This window comes from Qipengyuania marincola (assembly GCF_029688625.1).
Taxonomy (GTDB): Bacteria; Pseudomonadota; Alphaproteobacteria; order Sphingomonadales; family Sphingomonadaceae; genus Qipengyuania.
This window is the reverse complement of the sequence record NZ_JARULC010000002.1, coordinates 744535-763572: the sequence shown is the minus strand read 5'-3', so window position 1 is coordinate 763572 and position 19038 is coordinate 744535. Positions and strand designations below refer to the sequence as shown.

At 63.7% G+C, this 19038-nt stretch carries 16 protein-coding genes; 9 read left to right on the top strand and 7 right to left on the bottom strand.

The annotated features are described in order from the left end of the window. Window positions 1–20: 20 nt before the first annotated feature. Both P8Q88_RS09050 and csgH read left to right on the top strand, forming a co-directional pair. Window positions 21–620 carry a hypothetical protein gene (locus tag P8Q88_RS09050; RefSeq protein ID WP_278323526.1) on the top strand — a complete coding sequence of 200 codons (600 nt, stop codon included), beginning with the start codon at window positions 21–23 and terminating at the stop codon, window positions 618–620. A gap of 47 nt (window positions 621–667) precedes the next feature. Further along, window positions 668–961 (top strand): curli-like amyloid fiber formation chaperone CsgH, encoded by a 294-nt coding sequence (csgH, locus tag P8Q88_RS09045; RefSeq protein WP_278323525.1) that lies wholly within the window; start codon window positions 668–670, stop codon window positions 959–961. Here csgH and P8Q88_RS09040 read toward each other — a convergent pair. Further along, a complete protein-coding gene (locus tag P8Q88_RS09040) occupies window positions 931–1818 on the bottom strand; it encodes a hypothetical protein (protein WP_278323524.1) in 888 nt (295 codons plus the stop codon). The two genes, csgH and P8Q88_RS09040, sit on opposite strands and share 31 nt — an antisense overlap. Before the next feature lie 249 nt (window positions 1819–2067). Between P8Q88_RS09040 and P8Q88_RS09035 the strand changes: the two genes are divergently transcribed. Beyond that, window positions 2068–3513 carry an MATE family efflux transporter gene (locus P8Q88_RS09035; RefSeq protein WP_278323523.1) on the top strand — a complete coding sequence of 482 codons (1446 nt, stop codon included), beginning with the start codon at window positions 2068–2070 and terminating at the stop codon, window positions 3511–3513. Here P8Q88_RS09035 and P8Q88_RS09030 read toward each other — a convergent pair. Continuing rightward, window positions 3494–4327, bottom strand: a complete 834-nt coding sequence (locus P8Q88_RS09030) for a mechanosensitive ion channel family protein (protein ID WP_278323522.1) — start codon at window positions 4325–4327, stop codon at window positions 3494–3496. The genes P8Q88_RS09035 and P8Q88_RS09030 overlap by 20 nt on opposite strands. Before the next feature lie 223 nt (window positions 4328–4550). Here P8Q88_RS09030 and groES point away from each other — a divergent pair, with 223 nt between their 5' ends. Both groES and groL read left to right on the top strand, forming a co-directional pair. Further along, window positions 4551–4838: a co-chaperone GroES gene (gene groES / locus P8Q88_RS09025; RefSeq protein WP_278323521.1), complete on the top strand. Its 288-nt coding sequence runs from the start codon at window positions 4551–4553 to the stop codon at window positions 4836–4838. A 53-nt stretch (window positions 4839–4891) separates the two neighbouring features. Continuing rightward, complete coding sequence (groL, locus tag P8Q88_RS09020) at window positions 4892–6538, top strand: chaperonin GroEL (protein WP_278323520.1); 1647 nt, start codon at window positions 4892–4894, stop codon at window positions 6536–6538. Between the two features lie 87 nt (window positions 6539–6625). On the opposite strand, the gene P8Q88_RS09015 is transcribed toward groL, so the two are convergent. The 4 genes from P8Q88_RS09015 to P8Q88_RS09000 all read right to left on the bottom strand — a co-directional run bounded on the left by P8Q88_RS09015 (window position 6626) and on the right by P8Q88_RS09000 (window position 12656). Next, a complete protein-coding gene (locus tag P8Q88_RS09015; RefSeq protein WP_278323519.1) occupies window positions 6626–7606 on the bottom strand; it encodes an endonuclease/exonuclease/phosphatase family protein in 981 nt (326 codons plus the stop codon). 56 nt (window positions 7607–7662) lie between these two features. After that, window positions 7663–9882 carry a DUF305 domain-containing protein gene (locus tag P8Q88_RS09010; protein ID WP_278323518.1) on the bottom strand — a complete coding sequence of 740 codons (2220 nt, stop codon included), beginning with the start codon at window positions 9880–9882 and terminating at the stop codon, window positions 7663–7665. A 96-nt stretch (window positions 9883–9978) separates the two neighbouring features. Continuing rightward, window positions 9979–11271 (bottom strand): acyl-CoA dehydrogenase family protein, encoded by a 1293-nt coding sequence (locus P8Q88_RS09005; RefSeq protein ID WP_278323517.1) that lies wholly within the window; start codon window positions 11269–11271, stop codon window positions 9979–9981. Next, the gene (locus P8Q88_RS09000) at window positions 11271–12656 is read right to left on the bottom strand and encodes a phosphotransferase (RefSeq protein ID WP_278323516.1); all 1386 of its coding nucleotides are present in this window, start codon (window positions 12654–12656) and stop codon (window positions 11271–11273) included. The genes P8Q88_RS09005 and P8Q88_RS09000 overlap by 1 nt, the downstream gene beginning before the upstream one ends. A gap of 67 nt (window positions 12657–12723) precedes the next feature. On the opposite strand from P8Q88_RS09000, the gene P8Q88_RS08995 reads away from it, so the two are divergent. Beyond that, window positions 12724–13131 (top strand): baeRF12 domain-containing protein, encoded by a 408-nt coding sequence (locus P8Q88_RS08995; RefSeq protein ID WP_278323515.1) that lies wholly within the window; start codon window positions 12724–12726, stop codon window positions 13129–13131. Between the two features lie 138 nt (window positions 13132–13269). Beyond that, window positions 13270–14292 carry a serine hydrolase gene (locus P8Q88_RS08990; protein WP_278323514.1) on the top strand — a complete coding sequence of 341 codons (1023 nt, stop codon included), beginning with the start codon at window positions 13270–13272 and terminating at the stop codon, window positions 14290–14292. A gap of 110 nt (window positions 14293–14402) precedes the next feature. Here P8Q88_RS08990 and P8Q88_RS08985 read toward each other — a convergent pair whose 3' ends face one another. After that, complete coding sequence (locus tag P8Q88_RS08985) at window positions 14403–14675, bottom strand: hypothetical protein (RefSeq protein ID WP_278323513.1); 273 nt, start codon at window positions 14673–14675, stop codon at window positions 14403–14405. A gap of 244 nt (window positions 14676–14919) precedes the next feature. On the opposite strand from P8Q88_RS08985, the gene polA reads away from it, so the two are divergent. Both polA and P8Q88_RS08975 read left to right on the top strand, forming a co-directional pair. Then, window positions 14920–17754 (top strand): DNA polymerase I, encoded by a 2835-nt coding sequence (gene polA / locus P8Q88_RS08980; protein WP_278323512.1) that lies wholly within the window; start codon window positions 14920–14922, stop codon window positions 17752–17754. Further along, complete coding sequence (locus P8Q88_RS08975) at window positions 17751–19025, top strand: sensor histidine kinase (protein WP_278323511.1); 1275 nt, start codon at window positions 17751–17753, stop codon at window positions 19023–19025. The genes polA and P8Q88_RS08975 overlap by 4 nt, the downstream gene beginning before the upstream one ends. The last annotated feature ends 13 nt before the right edge of the window (window positions 19026–19038 follow it).

Genomic DNA, 19038 nt, shown 5'->3' with positions numbered 1-19038 from the left:
GGCAGGGCGAGGATGATCGCATGAGCTTCCTGATTTCGCTGGGCACCGTGCTGCTTGCACAACAGGCGATCGCGATCGACCAAGTCGGTTCCGGCACGAACGACGCGGCCGCGCCCGAGGCGATGGAACAGCTCAGCAGCCGCGACGATGCGCGCGTCACCGAACCCATCGGGACGCCCGAGGCGGCGCGCAACGAGGATCTCGAGCAACTGACCCGGCCCGACACGACGGTGGAATTCGCGCGCGTCGAGGGCATGGACCGTTGCAGCGCCGAACTGCTTTCCGCCAAGGATGCGGATTATTGTGCGCGGCGGCTCGAAACGCGTTCGAGCGAATTCGCGACGCGCAGCGAGGTGCCGCTGACGGCCGAGCAGGTCCTTGTAGGCGAAAAATTCGCGTCGATGGCTGGTGAGGGCGTGGCCGATGCGTCGCGTACTGCCGGTCGGCGGGAAACCTCGCCCGAGGATCGCGACCTTCAGGCACTCGCCTCGATCGCGCTGGTGCCGGCGCCCAACACTCCCGCCACACCGGCGGAGGAGGAAGACAGCAAGCTTCCGGCCGAGACCGAAGCCCTGATCGAGGCGATCGTGAACCAGCTTTCGCAGCAGGGTGGCGGCTAATGTCCCCCTTGTCCTTCGTCCCCCTGATTATCGGGAGCGCCCTCCCAATGCCGGCACAAGATGCAACCGACCGCGCGATCTCGATGGAGGTCGCCGAGGCCTCCGACCATGTAACGGTCGTGCTGAAGGGCCATTCGTCGATCGACCAGAAGGTAGCCTACGAGCTGGTGCTCGAAGGCGCCTCGACCAGCCGCCACACGGGCCGCACCAGCCTGTCGGCAGGCGAGGAAAGCGTGCTGTCGACCATGCGCATGAGCGCCGCCCAGCCATGGTGCATCAGCGCGACCGTCACCGAAGCGGACGGGACGACTTACGAATATTCGGAAGGCACCTGCGACTGACCGGCCTCGGCGGGGACGCTTGTAGAGGTGTCGAGCAAAATTTCGTCGTAGACCGGGTCATAGCTGATCGCGAGGCCCGCGGCAGCAAGCATGTCGACAGGAACATATTGTGCCGCGGCCGGCGATCCGGCCAGCCGTTCGAATTCCTCGGGCGGGAAGCGGTCGGCCAGTAGCGCGAGAACCGATCCAAGCTGCAGGCTGATCGTCTGGCCGCTGTCGCTGAAGCTTAATTGTCCTGCCTCATTCCCGTCGACCCGCGCAATGAGATGGGTCTTTCCGCCTTGGTTGGTGGAAGCCGATTCAGGCGGGGCAAGCAAGGCATCGGCTTCGCTCAGAACAGCTTCTTCGGAAAGGAGCAGCTCCGGTCTCGGCTGGCTATCGCTCGCGACCGTCGGTTTGGGATCGACCGGCTGCGGCTGCGCGTCAACCGCAGCGGTCGGCTCTGGCTCCACCTGCGATGTCGTTTGCGCGACCGGCAAAGGCGGCGGTGCTGGCGAAGGCGCTTCCGGCGGGGAAACCGGAGCCACGCGCTCGACCGCGCTCGCCACCGAAACCTCAGTAGAGGCGGGCACGGTAGGCGCGGCCTGGCTATCAAGCGTGGCTTCCGCCTCAGGAGCCGCCTTTTGCGCTGGCGCTTCCCGCTTGATGTCCATCTGCGATGAACTGCCAAGCGCCAGCAACAACACCGATGCCGACGCACCGAGGCTTGCGACGGCGAGTTTTTCGCGCGTGCTGCGAGGATCGGGATCGACGAAGGTGAGAGCCGGGAAACTGTCGATCAGCGCATCGAGATCGGTCGACCGCGCATAGACATGCACGCCGTCCCGCATTTCCCTGAGTTGATAGCTACCGTGCATTGCTCACCCCCAAAGGCTCCCGCACAAAATCCCCAGCCTGCGTCCCCTAAGGGCAAACTTATGCGATGGTGTGGTCGGACATCAGATTGCGATTCCGGCTATGTCCCGTTTCGGGACGGTTTTGCGAGGGTCCGAGCAAGTATCGGACTCGCGGCCCGCAGCCTCCATCCCACAGCCTTGAGGAAATCGAGCCGCGTCCTGCCTTTGTGTTTGTCGCATGCGCCGCACGCGCCTATTCGGGCCGGCTGCATGGCGCACGACCTGCCCCCAGAGCCCCTGCCCCGCGAAGCGGAAATTGGCAGCGACGGCTGGCGCGAGGAAATCCGCGCAACCTTTCGGCTGAGCTGGCCGCTGGCAGCAGCGAACCTTCTGCAAATGCTGACCTATGCGATCGACGTGATCTTCATCGCGCGCCTGGGGGAGGAACAGCTGGCAGCCTCGGCGCTGGCGATCGCGCTGTTCGGTCTCGTGATGTGGGCCTTGTCGGGCCTGACAGGTGCCGTCGCGCCGGTTGCCGCGGCCGAACTCGGCGAGCGCGCGCCGGCCCTGCGTCCGGTGCGTCGCTCGGTGCGGATGGCCCTGTGGTTGGCTGTCATATCGGGGCTGGGCGGGGTGGCGCTATGTCTTTTGCTCGGCCCGCTGATGCGCGTGACCGGACAGGAGCCCCGCATCATCGCGCTGGCGCTGGAGTACAACACGATCCTCGTCGTCTCGATGGTGCCGTTCCTGATCAACAATGTCCTGCGCAGTTTCGTGTCGACGCTGGACCGACCGATCTTCGCGACTGCCATCACGGCGGGTGGCATCTTCGTGAACGCTCTGGCGAATTACGCCTTTATCTTCGGCAATCTGGGCGCGCCCGAGCTCGGCCTTCGCGGTGCGGCGGTGGCGACGATCATCACCACGCTGGTGACCTTGCTGGCCTATGTCGTTGCAATCCGCCTCGATCCGCGCCTGCACCGCTATCGCATCTTCGGACGCTGGTGGTCGCCCGACTGGCAGCGCTTCGGGCATATCGTCCGGATCGGCACACCGATCGCGCTGACCATTACCGCCGAGGCCGGAATCTTCGGCGCGGCGGCATTCCTGATGGGCAATATCGGCGCAACCCAGCTGGCCGCGCACACGGTCGCGCTACAGATCGCGGCGCTCGCTTTCCAGGTGCCGTTCGGTGTCGGGCAGGCGGCAACCATTCGCGTCGGCTATTTCTACGGCGCGCGCGATCCGCAGGGGATGAAGCGCGCCGGCTGGAGTGCCATCGTCATCGGCACCGGCTTCATGCTGCTCACCGCGCTGGCGATGGTCACGATCCCCAAGCCGCTGCTGGCGATTTATATCGACCCGTGGGACCCGGCCAATGCCGAACTGGTGGGCTTCGCGCTCACCTATATCGTGGTGGCGGCCGCCTTCCAGCTGTTCGATGGCATGCAGGCAGTCGCGGCAGGCGCACTGCGCGGATTGCAGGATACGCGCATCCCGATGTGGATCGCCGCCTTCGCCTACTGGGTGCCGGGCATCGGCACCGCGCTCGTGCTTGGCTTTGTGACCCCGCTGGAGGGCGTGGGCGTATGGATCGGCCTTGCCACCGGACTCATAGTCGCGGCCTTCCTGCTTGGTTGGCGCTGGCACCGGCGTGATGCGCTCGGGCTGACGATCAGATCCGCAGGAGAACCGGTCAGGCCGCTCGCTGCGTAACCTCGCGCTGCGGGAACGGGATCGAAATGCCAACATCGTCGAACCGCGCCTTGGCGGCCGCGGTCAGGTCCCAGCCGACGGCAACGAAATCGGCGGTACTGCACCAGACGCGCAAGCCGATACCGACAGAGCTGTCGTCGAGCGAGTTGACGAAGGCTTGCGGCTCCGGATCGTCGAGCACACGCTCGTCCGCCGCCGCCAGCGCGAGCAATTCGGTTCGCGCCTGCTCCATGCTGTCGCCGTAACCGATACCCACGACCAGCTCGAAACGGCGGATCGGATGGCGGTGAAAGTTGACGATGGCCTGGTTCCACAGCTCCGAATTAGGAACCATGACGAAAAGACCGTCGAACTGCTTCAGCTCGGTCGTGAACAAGCCGATCTGCTGGACGACTCCGGTGATCGATCCGGCGTTGATCGCTTCGCCGACCTTGAAGGGCTTCTGCACCAGGATCATCACACCCGAAGCGACATTGCTCAGCGTGCCCTGCAAGGCCAGGCCAATGGCCAGCGCCATGCCGCCGAGGGCAGCGAGGATGCTGGTGGTCTCGACACCGAACTGGCCGAGCACGGTGATGAGGACGAGCGCCCACAGGGCATATTTGACGAGGTTCGAAAGGAAGTTTGCGACCGTCGGCTCGAAGCGCGGAGACTTCGTAAGCGCGGCTTCGACCCAGCGCGACAGCAGCTTGGCTATGACGAGGCCGATGACCAGCACGGCGAATGCCCCGGCAATGTCCATCATGTTGAGCCGCAGCCACAGCAAAATCTGCTCCGGTACGGTCAGGGCGGAAATGGTCTGGTCGGTCGTCACGAACGGCGGCCTCGTAATAAAGGAAACGGGAGATTTGCGCGGCTCCTAGGAAAGTCGGCGCGCTTTGGCCACCCCACGTCGCGCCTCGGCCATTCCCGAAAAATTTTTTGGATGAACCCCCGTTGACTCGCTGCGTGTGCGACCCCAAATGCGCGCCGCTGGCACTCTCGCCGAGTGAGTGCCAACACCTGTTTCACACTCCACACGAGAGAGGTCACATATCATGGCATTTCGTCCGCTTCACGACCGTGTACTGGTCCGTCGCATCGAAGCCGATCAGAAGACCGCCGGCGGGATCATCATTCCCGACAGCGCCCAGGAAAAGCCGAGCGAAGGCGAAATCGTCGCCGTCGGCAATGGCGCAAAGGCGGATGACGGCAAGGTCACCCCGCTCGACGTCAAGGCCGGCGACCGCGTGCTGTTCGGCAAATGGTCGGGCACCGAAGTCAAGATCGACGGCGAAGACCTGCTGATCATGAAGGAAAGCGACATCATGGGGATCATCGGCTGATCTGCCGACCCTGACGCTTTTTTCTTACCAAACCAACTTCAGGAGAAACACCAATGGCAGCCAAGGACGTAAAGTTCGGCCGCGACGCGCGCGAAGGCATTCTGCGCGGCGTCGACACCCTCGCCAATGCCGTCAAGGTCACGCTGGGCCCCAAGGGCCGCAACGTCGTGATCGACAAGAGCTTCGGCGCACCCCGCATCACCAAGGACGGCGTCACCGTCGCCAAGGAAATCGAACTGAAGGACAAGTTCGAGAACATGGGCGCGCAGATGATCAAGGAAGTCGCATCGAAGGCGAACGACGCCGCCGGTGACGGCACCACCACTGCCACCGTCCTCGCCCAGTCGATCGTGACCGAAGGCATGAAGTCGGTCGCCGCCGGCATGAACCCGATGGATCTCAAGCGCGGCATCGATATCGCCGTAAGCAAGGTCGTCGAAGACCTCGCGAACCGTTCCAAGGACGTGTCCGGCAGCCAGGAAATCGCCCAGGTCGGCATCATCTCGGCCAATGGCGACCGTGAAGTCGGCGAAAAGATCGCCGAGGCCATGGAAAAGGTCGGCAAGGAAGGCGTGATCACCGTAGACGAGAGCAAAGGCCTCGAATTCGAGCTCGAGACCGTCGAAGGCATGCAGTTCGATCGCGGCTATCTGTCGCCTTACTTCATCACCAACCCGGACAAGATGACGGTCGAACTCGAAAACCCGTACATCCTGATCCACGAGAAGAAGCTGTCGAACCTGCAGTCGATGCTGCCGGTGCTCGAAGCGGCCGTCCAGTCGGGCCGCCCGCTGCTGATCATCGCGGAAGACATCGAAGGCGAAGCGCTGGCCACCCTCGTGGTCAACAAGCTGCGCGGCGGCCTGAAGGTTGCTGCGGTCAAGGCTCCGGGCTTCGGCGATCGCCGCAAGGCCATGCTGCAGGACATCGCGATCCTCACCAAGGGCGAGATGATCAGCGAGGACCTCGGCATCAAGCTCGAGAACGTCACGCTGGGCATGCTCGGCGAAGCCAAGCGCGTCACCATCGACAAGGACAACACCACGATCGTCGACGGTGCCGGTGACGAAGGCGACATCAAGGCGCGCGTCGGTGAAATCCGCACGCAGATCGACAACACCTCGTCCGACTACGACCGCGAGAAGCTGCAGGAACGCCTGGCGAAGCTCGCCGGCGGCGTTGCCGTGATCAAGGTCGGCGGTGCGACCGAAGTCGAGGTGAAGGAACGCAAGGACCGCGTCGACGACGCGCTGCACGCAACCCGTGCGGCCGTGGAAGAAGGCATCGTTCCGGGCGGCGGTACCGCGCTGCTCTATGCCACCAAGGCTCTCAACGGCCTCGAAGGCGAGAACGACGACCAGACCCGCGGCATCGACATCGTGCGTCGTGCGCTGCAGGCTCCGGTCCGCCAGATCGCCACGAACGCCGGCCATGACGGCGCAGTGGTTGCCGGCAAGCTGACCGACGCCAATGACGACACGCTGGGCTTCAACGCCGCGACCGACACTTACGAGAACCTCGTGAATGCCGGCGTGATCGACCCGACCAAGGTGGTGCGTACCGCGCTGCAGGATGCCGCTTCGGTGGCCGGCCTGCTGATCACGACCGAGGCTGCGATCACCGAGAAGCCGGAAGACAAGCCGGCCGCCCCGATGCCCGACATGGGCGGCATGGGTGGCATGGGTGGAATGGGCTTCTAAGCCGCTGCCCACCGGCCAATCGGCAAGAAAAGAGGCCCGGCGGAACGATCCGCCGGGCCTTTTTGCATGCCTAGAACTGAGGTCCTTTTAGCGTCCGTCGTGATCGACGCAAAAGCGCGCCATCAGCGGGAGGTGATCGGAACCAACTGCCTCGCCGATCTTGAGGTCCTGGACCGAAACCTTGCCCTTCACGAAGAACTGGTCGAGCGGCCAGCCGACATAGGCATAGCTGGCGGGGAAGGTTGCGAAACTGCCGCGTCCGGCACGCGGATCGCTATACTCGCCAAGTGCCCGGAAGTTCTGCGTCGTATCCGACCATGGCACGTCGTTGAAATCGCCGATGGCGACGACATTGGCGAGGCCGTCGGGCGTCTTCTGGCCGGCTTCCGCGATCGAGGCGTCGCGCTTGGCAGTCGAGCGCCCGGGCATGGGCGGGCGCGGATGGAGGCCGATCAGCTCGAACCGGGCGCCATTCGGAGCCCGCAATGTCGCGTAGAGCGTGGGCGTTTCATCATCGAACGTGTCCGAATACTCGGCCTTCACAACCGGAATTTTCGAGGCGAACAGCTTGCCGTACTTGTTGTCGAGCGGCTGGTCGAGCCGGTAGCCATAACGCGCTACCTGCGGCTCCATCGCGTCGATCCACGCCTGATTGGTTTCGGTCAGGAACAGGATATCGGGATCGACCCGCTCGATCAGCCGGGCGGTGCGCGCGTAATCTTCATTTTCCTGCAGCACGTTGAAGGCGAGCAGGCTCATGCAGCCGGCATCTTCGCTAGCCTCGCCAAGCGCCATCTGTTGGGGAGCGACCGGCGTATAGGGCCAGATGCTCCAGAAATTGACTGCCATCGACCCGGCGAGAAGGCCCGCCGCCGGGGCTAGGCCCCGTCCCAGCACGAGCGGCGCGATGACGAGCAGGACGGCAGCCAGGTAGATGGCAGGCTCGCGAATAAAATCGAGCGTGCGGATCGCCCCGCTATTGTTGTCCGCCAGCGAGACGATCGAAGCGAGGAAGATGATTGCCGCCAACGCGGTGACGATGCGGCCCGGTATCGAAAGGTCCTTCATTCCTGAAGGCTTAGGCGAGCGGGGGGCGGATAGCCACCGCCCCCGTCACTGTTATCCTATCCTCCCAGCCGGCTCGCTTCCGCGGCGGCGACCACCTCGGCAGGCCAGGTCACCTGGGTCTGGGTCTGCGGATTGAAGACACCGCCCGGATAGATCGCCGCTTCGGCTGCCGCGATCTCCTCGGCCGTCAGGAACTCGCTCGGCTCGAGCGCGAAGACATCGAGCCCGCGCGTGATCTCTGTCGCGTAGATACGGCCCTTGTACCAATAGGCCGACCAGTAGCCACCAGTGACCAGCTGATCCTCGTCGATCGGTCCGCGGTCGAAATAGGCAATCTCGAACGGATTGCTCGCATCGGTGAAGTCGATCACCGAAATGCCGCCCTGATACCATGCCTGAACGAAGATATCGCGGCCCGGCACCGGGATGATCGAGCCGTTGTGCGCGACGCAGTTCTCCTTGTCGCCCTGCGGCGCGGGCAGCTTGTACATGCCGCGATACTCGAGCTTGCCATCGACGACGGCGTAGAAGGCGTTGGCGCCCCAGTTCATCGGGTCGCCTGCCTGGCAGCGCGGCCGCCCGCCGCCGCCCCATTCGTCGGTGAACAGCACCTTGGTCCCGTCGTTGTTGAAAGTGGCCGAGTGCCAATAGGCGAAGCCCTTGTCGGTCACGTCGTCGATCCGCTGCGGCTTCAGCGGGTCGGAAATATCCATGATGATACCATTGCCCGAGCATGCCCCGGCGGCGAGGTTCTTGGCCGGGAAAACGGTGATGTCGTGGCACATATTGGTGATGTAGGTGTCCTGCGTACCCTCGCCGTGATCGCCGCCCCGCCACAGGCCGGCGATCTGCCCATCCCTGGCGAAAACGCGCGGGCTGTCGACGATCCGCGCCTTGGAAGGATCGGCGAGCGGAATCTCGATCACGTCGATGCTGAACAGCGCGGTCTCGTCCCCTGCGGTGTCGAAGCAGCCGGCCAGTTCGTCATTGTCGCGCACGTAGCTGGTGCCCGAATTGTAGACTACGAGGCGCGTGTCGTCCGCGCTCACGATCGAATGAGTGTGACTGCCGCGGCAGGTCTGCACCAGACCGATCTGGCGCGGACGCGTGATGTCGGAAATGTCGAAGATGCGGATACCGCGGAACCGGTCTTCGCTGACCTTGCCGTCCACACCCTGAAGCCCGCAATCGACGCGCGCGCGGCTGTCCTGCACGCTCATCACGAGGATGTCGCCGGCGATCGACACGTCGCCCTGCCCGCCCGGGCAGACAGTTGAGCTGACCAGCGAAGGGACGCCATCCTCGCCCAAACGATAGGCATTGAAACCGTGGTAATTGCCCGCGACCATCAGGTCTCCGGAAAAGGCAATGTCGGTATTGGCAAAGCTCAACAGCGAGCCGCGTTCGCCAAACTGGGGCTTTTCCTCTTCGTCGTCGTCGTCATCCGCACTCGCCTTCTTGCCCTTTGCGGCTTTCGCTTCTTCCTCATCCTCGTCCTTCGCCTTGACCGGCTGCAACTGGGCGGGGTTTTCGGGGTCGAAGAAGCCGGTGGGCTTGGGCATGGCCGTTACGAGCCGCAGATTGGAGATCGCTTCGCCTGCATCGCGGAAGCCGGCCGCCAGCGTGGCGCGGGGGTCGGTCGAGAGCTTGGCGGCCACGGCGTTCATGCGGTCGATCTCGGCCTTCTGGTCGGTCACCACTTCGTTGGTGAACTCGAACATCACCGGTTCGTATGCGCTGCCGGGTGCCTCGTGGAGCTCGTCCACCATATCGACCGCGCCCAGATGGTGTGCGGTCATCAGCTGCAGAAACAGCCGATCGAACTCTGTTCCATTGGCTGCGGCCAGTGCAGCCATCTGCTCAGGCGTGGCCATGCCCTTCATCATGGAGTGACCGGCGTGACCCATGTGCATGGAATGATCGGCGGCAAGCTTCTCGCCGCGATCTTCCAGCCAGGTCGTCATGAACGAAATTTCGTCCTTCTGGCTCGCATCGATGCGCTCGGCGATCTTGACGATCGCTTCGTTGTTCGTGCGTCCCTCGACGAGGTCGGCCATGGCCACAGCCTGCCGGTGATGGACGATCATCCCCTGCATGAAGGCGACGTCGGCCGGGGAATAGGCGGTGTTCGACAAGGCGATCGCCTCGTCCTCAGCAATCACCCGCGATGCCTCCCCGGGTGCGCCCGGCAGGACGATAGGCACCTGTCGCGCCATGGCGGCAGTGGAAGTGGAAAGGAGCAGGCCGGCGGCGAGCGCGCGAAGCGAAGGTGTCATGATGTGCAGTCCCCGAAGTATTCTTGTCAGCCTGATTAGCCCCGCGCCCGCGCGCAAGGTCAAGCGTTTGTTCTGCGAACGACGTTTCCGCGCGGATCAACCGGAAGCGAACTTGCCTCGCCGTGGTCCGAGATAGCCGAAGAGGTAGGCGCCCACCTTGCGCATCTGGATTTCCTCCGCGCCTTCGGTGATGCGGTAGCGGCGATGGTGGCGATAGATATGCTCGAACGGCTTGTGCCGCGAATAGCCGATCCCGCCATGCACCTGCATCGCCCGGTCGGCGGCTTCGCACACCAGCCGGTTCGCCCAGTAATTGCACATGCTAACCTTGTCCGAGATCGTCTTTTCGATCTCTTCATGCGGCATGTTGTCCATCTCCCAAGCGGTCTTGTAGATCAGCAGGCGCAGCATCTCGCATTGGGTCGCCAGCTCGACCAGCGGGAACTGGATGGCCTGGTTGCGCGCCAGCTCCTGCCCGAACGGCTTTCGCTCCCGCGCATATTTCACGCTCTCCTCCACGCAATATTGGGCCGCACCAAGGCTGCTCGCGGCCTGGCGGATACGGTTCTGGTGGACGAAGCTCTGCGCCAGCGCGAGGCCCCTGCCCTCGACACCGAGGATGGCACTGTCGGGTACCCAAACATTCGTGACGCTGAGGCGCGGGTGGTCGGTGGGCATGTTGAAGGTCCACAGCCACTCCTCGATCTCCAGCCCCTCGGTCGGATTGGGGACGAGGAAGCAGGTGATTCCGCTGGCATCGCCATCCTCGCCGCCGGTGCGGGCGAACATCGCGCAATGGGTCGCGACGTGCATGCCGGTGATCCACATCTTCTCGCCGTCGATCCGCCAGCCGTCGACCCCGTCGCGCGTTTCGCGAACCGCCTTAGTCTCCATATGAGTCGCGTCGGAGCCGTGATGCGGTTCGGTGAGGCCGAAAGCGACGCGGCGCTTGCCTTCGAACCCGCCGAGGATGAACTCCTCTTTCTGCTCCTCCGTGCCCCACTGCTCGAACATCTCGACGAAGGGAAAATTGCCGACGATGCTGTGTTCATTCTGCAGATCGTTGTGCAGGCCAAGGCCGCGCTGGGCGAAGCGGTCGCGGATGACAGCCATCCAGAGGTTCGAGCCATCCTTGCCGCCGTATTTCTTCGGCGCGCTGAAGCGCCAGTGGCCGGCGGCATCGGCACGCATGCGGGCTTCCCGCAGCAGTTCTTCCCAATCCTCGCGCGGCAAGCCGCCCTCTTCGAAATCGGTCCGCGCATATTCGCGGCGATGGTCGAAGAAGCGGATATTCTCGTCCTGTTGTTCGAGCGGGATGATCTCTTTCTCGATGAAGCCGACAAGCTCTTCGTAGTAGCGCTCGAGATCCTCGGGGATCGTGAAGTCCATCAGTCCTCTCCAGTCCATTTGGCGCGGGCCAGCGCGAGCATCGGGTATTTGGGCACGTCGGCCGCCAGCTTGTCGAGCGCGGTCCGGCGCAGCAGGGCAAGCAATCCCGGGGTCGCGAGCGAGCGTTCGCCATCGAGCAGTTCCTGCGCGAGCAGATCGTCCGCGAATTCGATCTCCACCCCATCCCCGCGCGCGATCATGCCCAACGCATTGCGCGCCACCGCAAGCTGGAAGCGATCATGGCCCTCCATCCGGTCCTTGATCGTGGCGAGCCATTCCGAAACCGCGATTGCGACCTCGCCAGCGCTCGCCTCGCCCATCGGCTCAAGCTTCACCTCGGAAGGCGGAAGGGGGCGGGCCTGTTCCTCTTCCGGCGCATCGTCTTCGAGCAACAGCAGCAAGTCGAGCTCCTGCTCGCTGGTCCGGCGGGAAATCACGACCCGTTCCAGCATGCGGTCTTCGCCGCTACGCCAGAACTGAGCCATGCGGATGCAGCCAAGCGCCCACCAGACCGTGCGATAGACCAGCCAGAACCGGAAGCGGCCGGCATCGAGCGACGCGCCGCTTTCCGCCTCGTAGGCCGCGACATAATCCTCCAGCGAGCCAAGCCCGAGCGCCGGCCGGTCAACCCGCGAGAACCGCCACACAGCCATGCAGCCGAAGGCAAGATCCTCGTGCCGGTCGCCGAAGTGGGCCAACTCCCAGTCGAGCACGCCGGTGAGGTGCGAATTCTCCGCCAACAGATTGCCCAGGCGATAATCGCCATGATTGAGCACCGGCTCCACCGGCTCCGGCAAGTTGTCGCGCAGCCATTTCAATCCCAGCGCGATGATCGGCCGGTCGCCGCCCGCTTCCGCGAATTGGTCGGCCAGTCCCTCGACGGCATCCGCATAATCCAATTCGGGCACATCGGCAGGCAAGGTGCCGCGATCTATCGCATGGATCAGCGCCAGGTCGCGCGCGATGTCCTGCAAGAGGCCACCCGGCCCGTCCATCGCCAGGATGGCGCGCGGATCGGGCGTCCCGGGCAAGGCGCGCATGACGAAACCACTGCCGATGTCATCGTCGGGTTCCAGCTCGACCACGATTTCCGGGGCCGTCACTCCTGCCGCATGAGCCGCCCGAATGATGGCCGCCTCGGTATCGTGACCGAAGGGGCGATCTTCCATGAAGCCCAGGCTCGGCGCGCGGCGCAGCACGAAGTCGCTTCCGTCTGCGGAAAAACGCCAGCTTTCCATCGTTGCCCCGCCGGTCAGGCGGGACAGGTCGTGCGGCACGCCCTGGCCGACACGGGCGAGCGCCCGTTCCAGCCCCGCTGCGATCGCGCTCCTCGTTTCCTCCGTTCCCATGCTCCCATGCTTGGCGGCAATTGTCCTGTCGCTCAAGCCCGGACCCGACACGCCTGTCGCTCGTTGATCTGGGCAAACCCATTCGAAAGACAGGAGACACCGGATGAAACTTCCCAATAATGCGCATGTCGCGATCGTCGATGGCGAGAAGTTCACAGTCATGCGCAATGGCGGACAGATGTTCGAGCCGAAGCTGGAAGACGCCCAACACCCCGATCTGAGCGCAACCAATTTCAGCGCCGGGGTGAAGCACCAGGACGACATCGGCCAGCGGCACGGGCGCACCGATCTCAACGAGCTTGCCCATGGCGCGGCAGCCGCCGAATGGCTCAATGCGAAGGCCATTGCGGGGGAAATCAGCGATGTGCTGGTGATCGCCGACCCGAAAACGCTCGGCGAGATGCGCCGGCACTACCACAGCGAGCTGGAGAAGAAGCTCGTCGGCGAAATCGACAAGACGATGACCGGAGAGCCTGTCGACCGGATCGAAAAGGCAATCGCGGAGGCCTGAGATCGTCCAAACCACGAAACATTGCGGGCGCGGCACTAAAACTGTCGCGCCCGCAACACTTTCTGTCGCCCTAAGCTTGCCGCAAATGTTTCGTACAACTTAAGCATTGGTAAACCATGTGGAGGGTATCGGTTCGCAATGCGGACAGGATTTTTCAAGACGATCTTCGCCGCCGGGGCCGTTCTGCTGGCCAGCCCGGCTCTGGCAAATTCCGACACGCAGGCCTTCGAGCGATCTTTCGATCAGGCACTCGGCACCGAGGTGCGCGAGCCGCAGTCGCTGGTCGCGCGTTACGACACGCAGCTGGAGCGCAGCATTGCGCAAGTCGCCGAGGGTTCGCGCGGGCGGATCGGAGTTTACGCGATCGATCTGTCAACGGGTCGCGAAGTCGGTATCCTGGCTGACCAGCGCTTTCCGATGGCCAGCACCAGCAAGGTCGCCATCGCCGCCACCTACCTGGCCGGGGTCGATGAAGGGAAATGGGGCCTGACGAGCGAATGGCGCCTGCCCCGTCCGGGCGGTGCCTATATGCCTGCCTACCGCCACATCGCGCTGATGATCAGCAAAAGCTGCAACGACTGCACCGATGCGCTACTTAATGCCGTCGGCGGTCCGGCGGCTGTAAACGAATGGATGCGCAAGGCCGGGATTTCCGACTTCACCCTCAGCCGTGACATCGCCACCCTCATTCGCGAAGACGGGCGCAGCGATCCTGCCTCCTCGATCGACACGCGTGACAGCGCCACCCCGCGCGCGATGGGACAGTTGCTCGCCGGTATCTATCAGGGCAAATGGCTCAGTGAGAGTTCGCGCAAGGTCATCATCGATGCGATGATCGAAACGACCACCGGCAAGCGGCGCATGCGCTCGGCGCTGCCGATGAGCGCGCAGCTGGCCAACAAGACCGGGACGCTTAGCCGAACGGCGAGCGACATCGGGATTTTCCGCACGGCGGACGGGCGTACAATCGCGGCGGCGATCTACGTTACTGGCCAGAGCCCCTCCATGGCGGTCGAGAATGGTAGCCGCGCCCAGAAGCTTGAAGCCCGTCGTCTGCGCGATGCACGCATTTCGAACATAACCAGCGCGCTCTATCGCGGTTTTGGTGCCGCCAATGACAATGGCCGGGCCTGGGCCGAAGCGGAATACGGCGGCGAATAGGCTGGCGCCCCGCTGCTTGCTCCAGCGGCGCGAATAGAAAAAGGGCGGTGCCTCGCGGCACCGCCCTTTCCTGTTTCGAAACGATAAACCGTCCCGAAGCGCTGGCGCGATTAGTCGGCAGCAGCTTCAGCTTCGGTTTCGCCTTCGACTTCAGCTTCGACTTCAGCAGCAGCTGCGTCGGCGTCGGCAGCCATTTCTTCAGCACCGGCTTCCATTTCGGCACCAGCAGCTTCCATGGAGTCGCCAGCGGCTTCCATGTTGGCTTCGGTGTCGGCAGCAGCCGAATCCATGGTGGCTTCAGCCGAATCTTCGGTAGCTTCCGAGCAAGCGGCGAGCGAGAGAGCAGCGGCCGAAGCGGCGGCGACAAGAGCGATCTTACGCATAGATAAAATTCCTCAAACAGCGAGTGGTTAGCGAGGAGCGGTTTTTCGATCCGACCCCTGCGCGAGCCCCGATACCGAGCCTCACCATGGCTAAATAAGGGCAGGAATGTGGCGCCGCAAGCAATTTCGGCAAAATTAAGACAAACTTTTGCCATAATTGCCTCAAAATGGCCGTTTTCTGCTCTATTTGCGTGGCGACCAAATTCGCTCCCATTGCCCAGAGGGCGCTGCTAAGCACCCCGGCATGGCTGCACAACCGCATCTCTACCTCGTCGATGGCTCTGCCTATATCTTCCGCGCCTATCACCGGCTTCCGCCGCTGACCGATCCCGAAGGCACCCCGGTGGGTGCGGTTTACGGGTATACGACCATGCTGTGGAAGCTGGCCGACGATCTCGACAAGGCCGATGGCCCGACGCATCTCGCAGTCGTGCTCGACAAATCGAGCCATTCCTTTCGCAACGAGATTTACGACCAGTACAAGGCGAACCGCCCCGACCCGCCGGAAGACCTCGTGCCGCAATTTCCGCTCATCCGCGATGCCACGCGCGCTTTCTCCCTGCCCTGCATCGAGGAGCCCGATGTGGAGGCGGACGACATGATCGCCTCTTATGCCCGCGCCGCGCAGGAGCAGGGCTGGAACGTCACCATCGTCAGCTCCGACAAGGATTTGATGCAGCTCGTCGGCGAGAAAGACGGCGCGAAAATCGACATGCTCGATACAATGAAGAGCGCGCGGATCTATATCGAGGAGGTCGAGGAGAAATTCGGCGTCCCGCCCGAACAGGTCGGCGATGTCCTCGCACTGATGGGCGATTCGGTCGACAATATCCCGGGCATCTTCGGCGTCGGCCCCAAGACCGCGAGCAAGCTGATTGCAGAACACGGCGGCCTGACCGCCGCCCTCGATTCCGCTGAAGATATGAAAAAGTCCAAGCTGAAAGAGCGCCTGATCGAGCATCGCAAGGATGCCGAACTCAGCAGGGTGCTCGTGACGCTGAAGGAAGATTGCGAACTGCCGGTCGCGCTCGACGACATGAAGCTCGACGGCGTTCCATCCGAGCCGCTCGCCGCTTTCCTCGAAAAGCACGGCTTTACCAGCCTCCTGAAGCGTCTCGAAGCGGGCACTGGCAGTCCGACGCGCGCCAACAATCTGAACCCGGCGAAGCAGGACACGAAGGCCGCGGAGGCGACCAGCGACGGCAATCGTCAGCCCCTCCCGGACATGCCGGACGTAGACCGGTCCGCTTATGAATGCGTGCAAACGATGGAACGGCTGGAGCACTGGATAGAACGCGCCCGAGGGGCGCGGCTGGTGGCGGTCGATACCGAAACCGACAGCCTTGATGCCATCCGCGCCGGGCTGGTGGGCGTGAGCCTGGCGCTTGGGCCGAACGATGCGTGCTACATCCCGCTGGGCCATGGCGGCAGCGACATGTTCGCGGAGAAACCGGACCAGATCGATCGCGATACGGCGCTCGCAGCGCTGAAGCCGCTGCTGGAAAGCGATGCCCTGCTCAAGGTCTTCCATAATGGGAAATACGACCTGAACGTGCTGGCTCGCTGCGGTATCACAGTCGCGCCGATCGATGACACCATGATCATCAGCTTCGATCTCGATGCCGGCCGCGCGCTGGACGGGATCGGCGGCGGGCACGGCATGGACGAACTTGCCGAACGGCACCTTGGTCATACCTGCCTCACCTTCAAGGAGCTGTGCGGAACGGGCAAGAAGGCGATCCCCTTCGGCGAAGTCCCGCTCGACAAGGCGACCGAATATGCAGCCGAGGACGCCGACGTGACCTGGCGCCTTCGCACCATGCTCAAGCCCCGCCTTGCAACCGAAGGCGGCACGCGGGTTTACGAGCGGGTCGATCGGCCGCTGGTCCCGGTCGTCGCCCGCATGGAGCGCCACGGCATCAAGGTCGACCGCGCGCGGCTGGCCAAGCTGTCGGAGGATTTCGCCAAGGAGATCGGCCGGCTCGAAGGCGAAATTCACGAGATCGCCGGGACGGAGTTTACTGTCGGCAGCCCGAAGCAGCTGGGCGAAGTGCTGTTCGACACGCTCGGCTACAAGGGTGGGAAGAAGGGCAAGAGCGGGCAGTATTCGACCGACCAGAGCGTGCTGGAGCGGCTGTCCGGCGAAGGGGCGGAGATCGCCGACAAGGTGCTCGAATGGCGCCAGCTGGCCAAGCTCAAGTCGACCTATACCGACGCACTGCAGGAAGCGATCAACCCGGAGACCGGGCGAGTGCACACCAGCTACAGCCTCGTCGGCGCGCAGACCGGGCGGCTTTCCTCGACCGATCCGAACCTCCAGAACATCCCGATCCGGACCGAGATCGGCCGCCAGATCCGCGAGGCTTTCGTGGCCGAAGACGGCAATGTCCTGCTTGCCGCCGACTATTCGCAGATCGAGCTGCGCCTCGCTGCCCACATGGCCGATGTGCCAAGCCTGAAGGAAGCCTTCGAACAGGGCGAGGACATCCACTCACGCACGGCGAAGGAGATGTTCGGCGAGGTCAATCGCGACACGCGCGGGCGCGCCAAGACGATCAACTTCGCGATCCTCTACGGCATTTCGCGCTGGGGGCTTGCCGGGCGCCTGGGCGTGGAAGCCGATGAAGCGCAGGACATGATCGACACCTATTTCCAGCGCTTTCCCGGTATCCAGCGCTATATCCTCGAAACCACGGAGCGTGTCCGCGAGCGGGGCTATTCGGAGACGCTGTTCGGTCGCAAGACGTGGTTCCCGCGGATCAACTCCAAGAACCCGAATGAGCGGCAAGGCAGCGAACGCGCGGCGATCAACGCGCCCATCCAGGGGACCAGCGCCGATATCATCAAGCGCGCGATGGCCCGCATGATGCCCGCGCTGGAAGAGGCGGGCCTCGGCCATGTCCGCATGCTTCTGCAGGTGCATGACGAACTGGTCTTCGAACTGCCCGAAAGCGATGTGGAAGCTGCCTCGCCGATCATCGAGCGCGTCATGGCCGAGGCAGCCCGTCCGGCGGTCGAACTTAGCGTTCCGCTGGGCGTGGAGATAGGCACCGGCAAGAGCTGGGGAGCCGCGCATTGAGCGAAATCACGCAAATCCTCAAGCGCTCGCGCCGTTGGCCGAACGCGATCATCTCGCTCGTGATCTTCGGCGCGATGCTGGGCCTTATCTTCCTCGTCTACCAGACGCTGGAAGCAGAGCGCAGCCAGCGCGAACAGGCCGCGCTAACGGCCGAGGTGCTGCAGGAATTGAATCATATCGAGCGCGCCACGCTGAAAGCGGAGACCGGGCAGCGCGGTTATCTCATCACGCTCGATCGCAGGTACCTTACTCCCTACGAGGAAGGCGCCGAGCAGATCGACCCCGCGCTCGACGCCCTGCGCCGTCTGCTGGATGGCGAAATGACCGGCCGGCAGGAAGAACTGGTCGATCAGATTGAAGCGCTGGCGCGGCTGAAATTCAGCGAAATGGAAAGCTCGGTCGCGCTGGTCCGCGAGGGCCGCCTGCTCGATGCGCGGCGCGCGGTTCTTTCCGACGAGGGACAGGAGGCCATGGAACGCCTCAATCGCGCTGTGGAAGAGATGCGCTCCATTGAAAACGAAATCCTGGCAACGCAGGGCCAGGACACGGCGCGTCTCGAAGGGCGCGTGCTCCCGTTGCTGGGAGGCCTCATAGCCCTGCTGCTGGCAGCGATCTTTTTCGGGTCGCGCCTGGTGTCGCGCGCCGCGCATGCCGAGGCGCAGGCCGCGCAGGCGAGCGCGATCGGCGAAGCGCGCGACCGGGCCGACCTGCTGGCACGCGAGCTCAACCACCGGGTCAAGAACCTGTTCGCCGTCGTCCTGGCCATCGTGCAGATGAGCGCACGCGACAAGCCCGAGGCAAAAGACGTAACCGACAGCATCGCCCAGCGCATCCGCGCGCTCCTGACAGCGCACGAGGTGAGCCAGGGCGAGCTCGAACGGCCGGTCGCCTCGCTCCATCAGCTGATCGAGACGTCGCTCGCCCCCTATCGCTCCTCCACCCAGACGGCCGCGGTCGAGGGACCCGAGGTACTGCTTCCGGCAAAGCACGTCACCCCGCTGGGCCTTGTGTTGCACGAGCTCACTACCAATGCCGTAAAATACGGCGCCTGGAGCGGGCAAGGGACCGTCGACGTGCGCTGGCAGGAAAAGGATGGCCGCGTCTTCATCACCTGGCGCGAGCTGGGCAAGCCGGTCGACGGCGAACCAGACCGCAAGGGCTTCGGCAGCATGCTGATGCACAGCGCGGCGCGCCAGTTTGGCGGCTCGATCGAGCGCAAATTCACGCCGCAGGGGATCGTGGTCGAGATCGATCTGCCGCTCGAAAGCTGAAGACCAAGGTTGA

Excerpts from the sequence above, each read along its gene's own strand:
- P8Q88_RS09050 (WP_278323526.1), top strand. The coding sequence starts at position 21 with ATGAGCTTCCTGATTTCGCTGGGCACCGTGCTGCTTGCACAACAGGCG.
- csgH (WP_278323525.1), top strand. The coding sequence starts at position 668 with ATGCCGGCACAAGATGCAACCGACCGCGCGATCTCGATGGAGGTCGCC.
- P8Q88_RS09040 (WP_278323524.1), bottom strand. The coding sequence starts at position 1,818 with ATGCACGGTAGCTATCAACTCAGGGAAATGCGGGACGGCGTGCATGTC.
- P8Q88_RS09035 (WP_278323523.1), top strand. The coding sequence starts at position 2,068 with ATGGCGCACGACCTGCCCCCAGAGCCCCTGCCCCGCGAAGCGGAAATT.
- groES (WP_278323521.1), top strand. The coding sequence starts at position 4,551 with ATGGCATTTCGTCCGCTTCACGACCGTGTACTGGTCCGTCGCATCGAA.
- groL (WP_278323520.1), top strand. The coding sequence starts at position 4,892 with ATGGCAGCCAAGGACGTAAAGTTCGGCCGCGACGCGCGCGAAGGCATT.
- P8Q88_RS09015 (WP_278323519.1), bottom strand. The coding sequence starts at position 7,606 with ATGAAGGACCTTTCGATACCGGGCCGCATCGTCACCGCGTTGGCGGCA.
- P8Q88_RS09010 (WP_278323518.1), bottom strand. The coding sequence starts at position 9,882 with ATGACACCTTCGCTTCGCGCGCTCGCCGCCGGCCTGCTCCTTTCCACT.
- P8Q88_RS09005 (WP_278323517.1), bottom strand. The coding sequence starts at position 11,271 with ATGGACTTCACGATCCCCGAGGATCTCGAGCGCTACTACGAAGAGCTT.
- P8Q88_RS08995 (WP_278323515.1), top strand. The coding sequence starts at position 12,724 with ATGAAACTTCCCAATAATGCGCATGTCGCGATCGTCGATGGCGAGAAG.
- P8Q88_RS08990 (WP_278323514.1), top strand. The coding sequence starts at position 13,270 with ATGCGGACAGGATTTTTCAAGACGATCTTCGCCGCCGGGGCCGTTCTG.
- P8Q88_RS08985 (WP_278323513.1), bottom strand. The coding sequence starts at position 14,675 with ATGCGTAAGATCGCTCTTGTCGCCGCCGCTTCGGCCGCTGCTCTCTCG.
- polA (WP_278323512.1), top strand. The coding sequence starts at position 14,920 with ATGGCTGCACAACCGCATCTCTACCTCGTCGATGGCTCTGCCTATATC.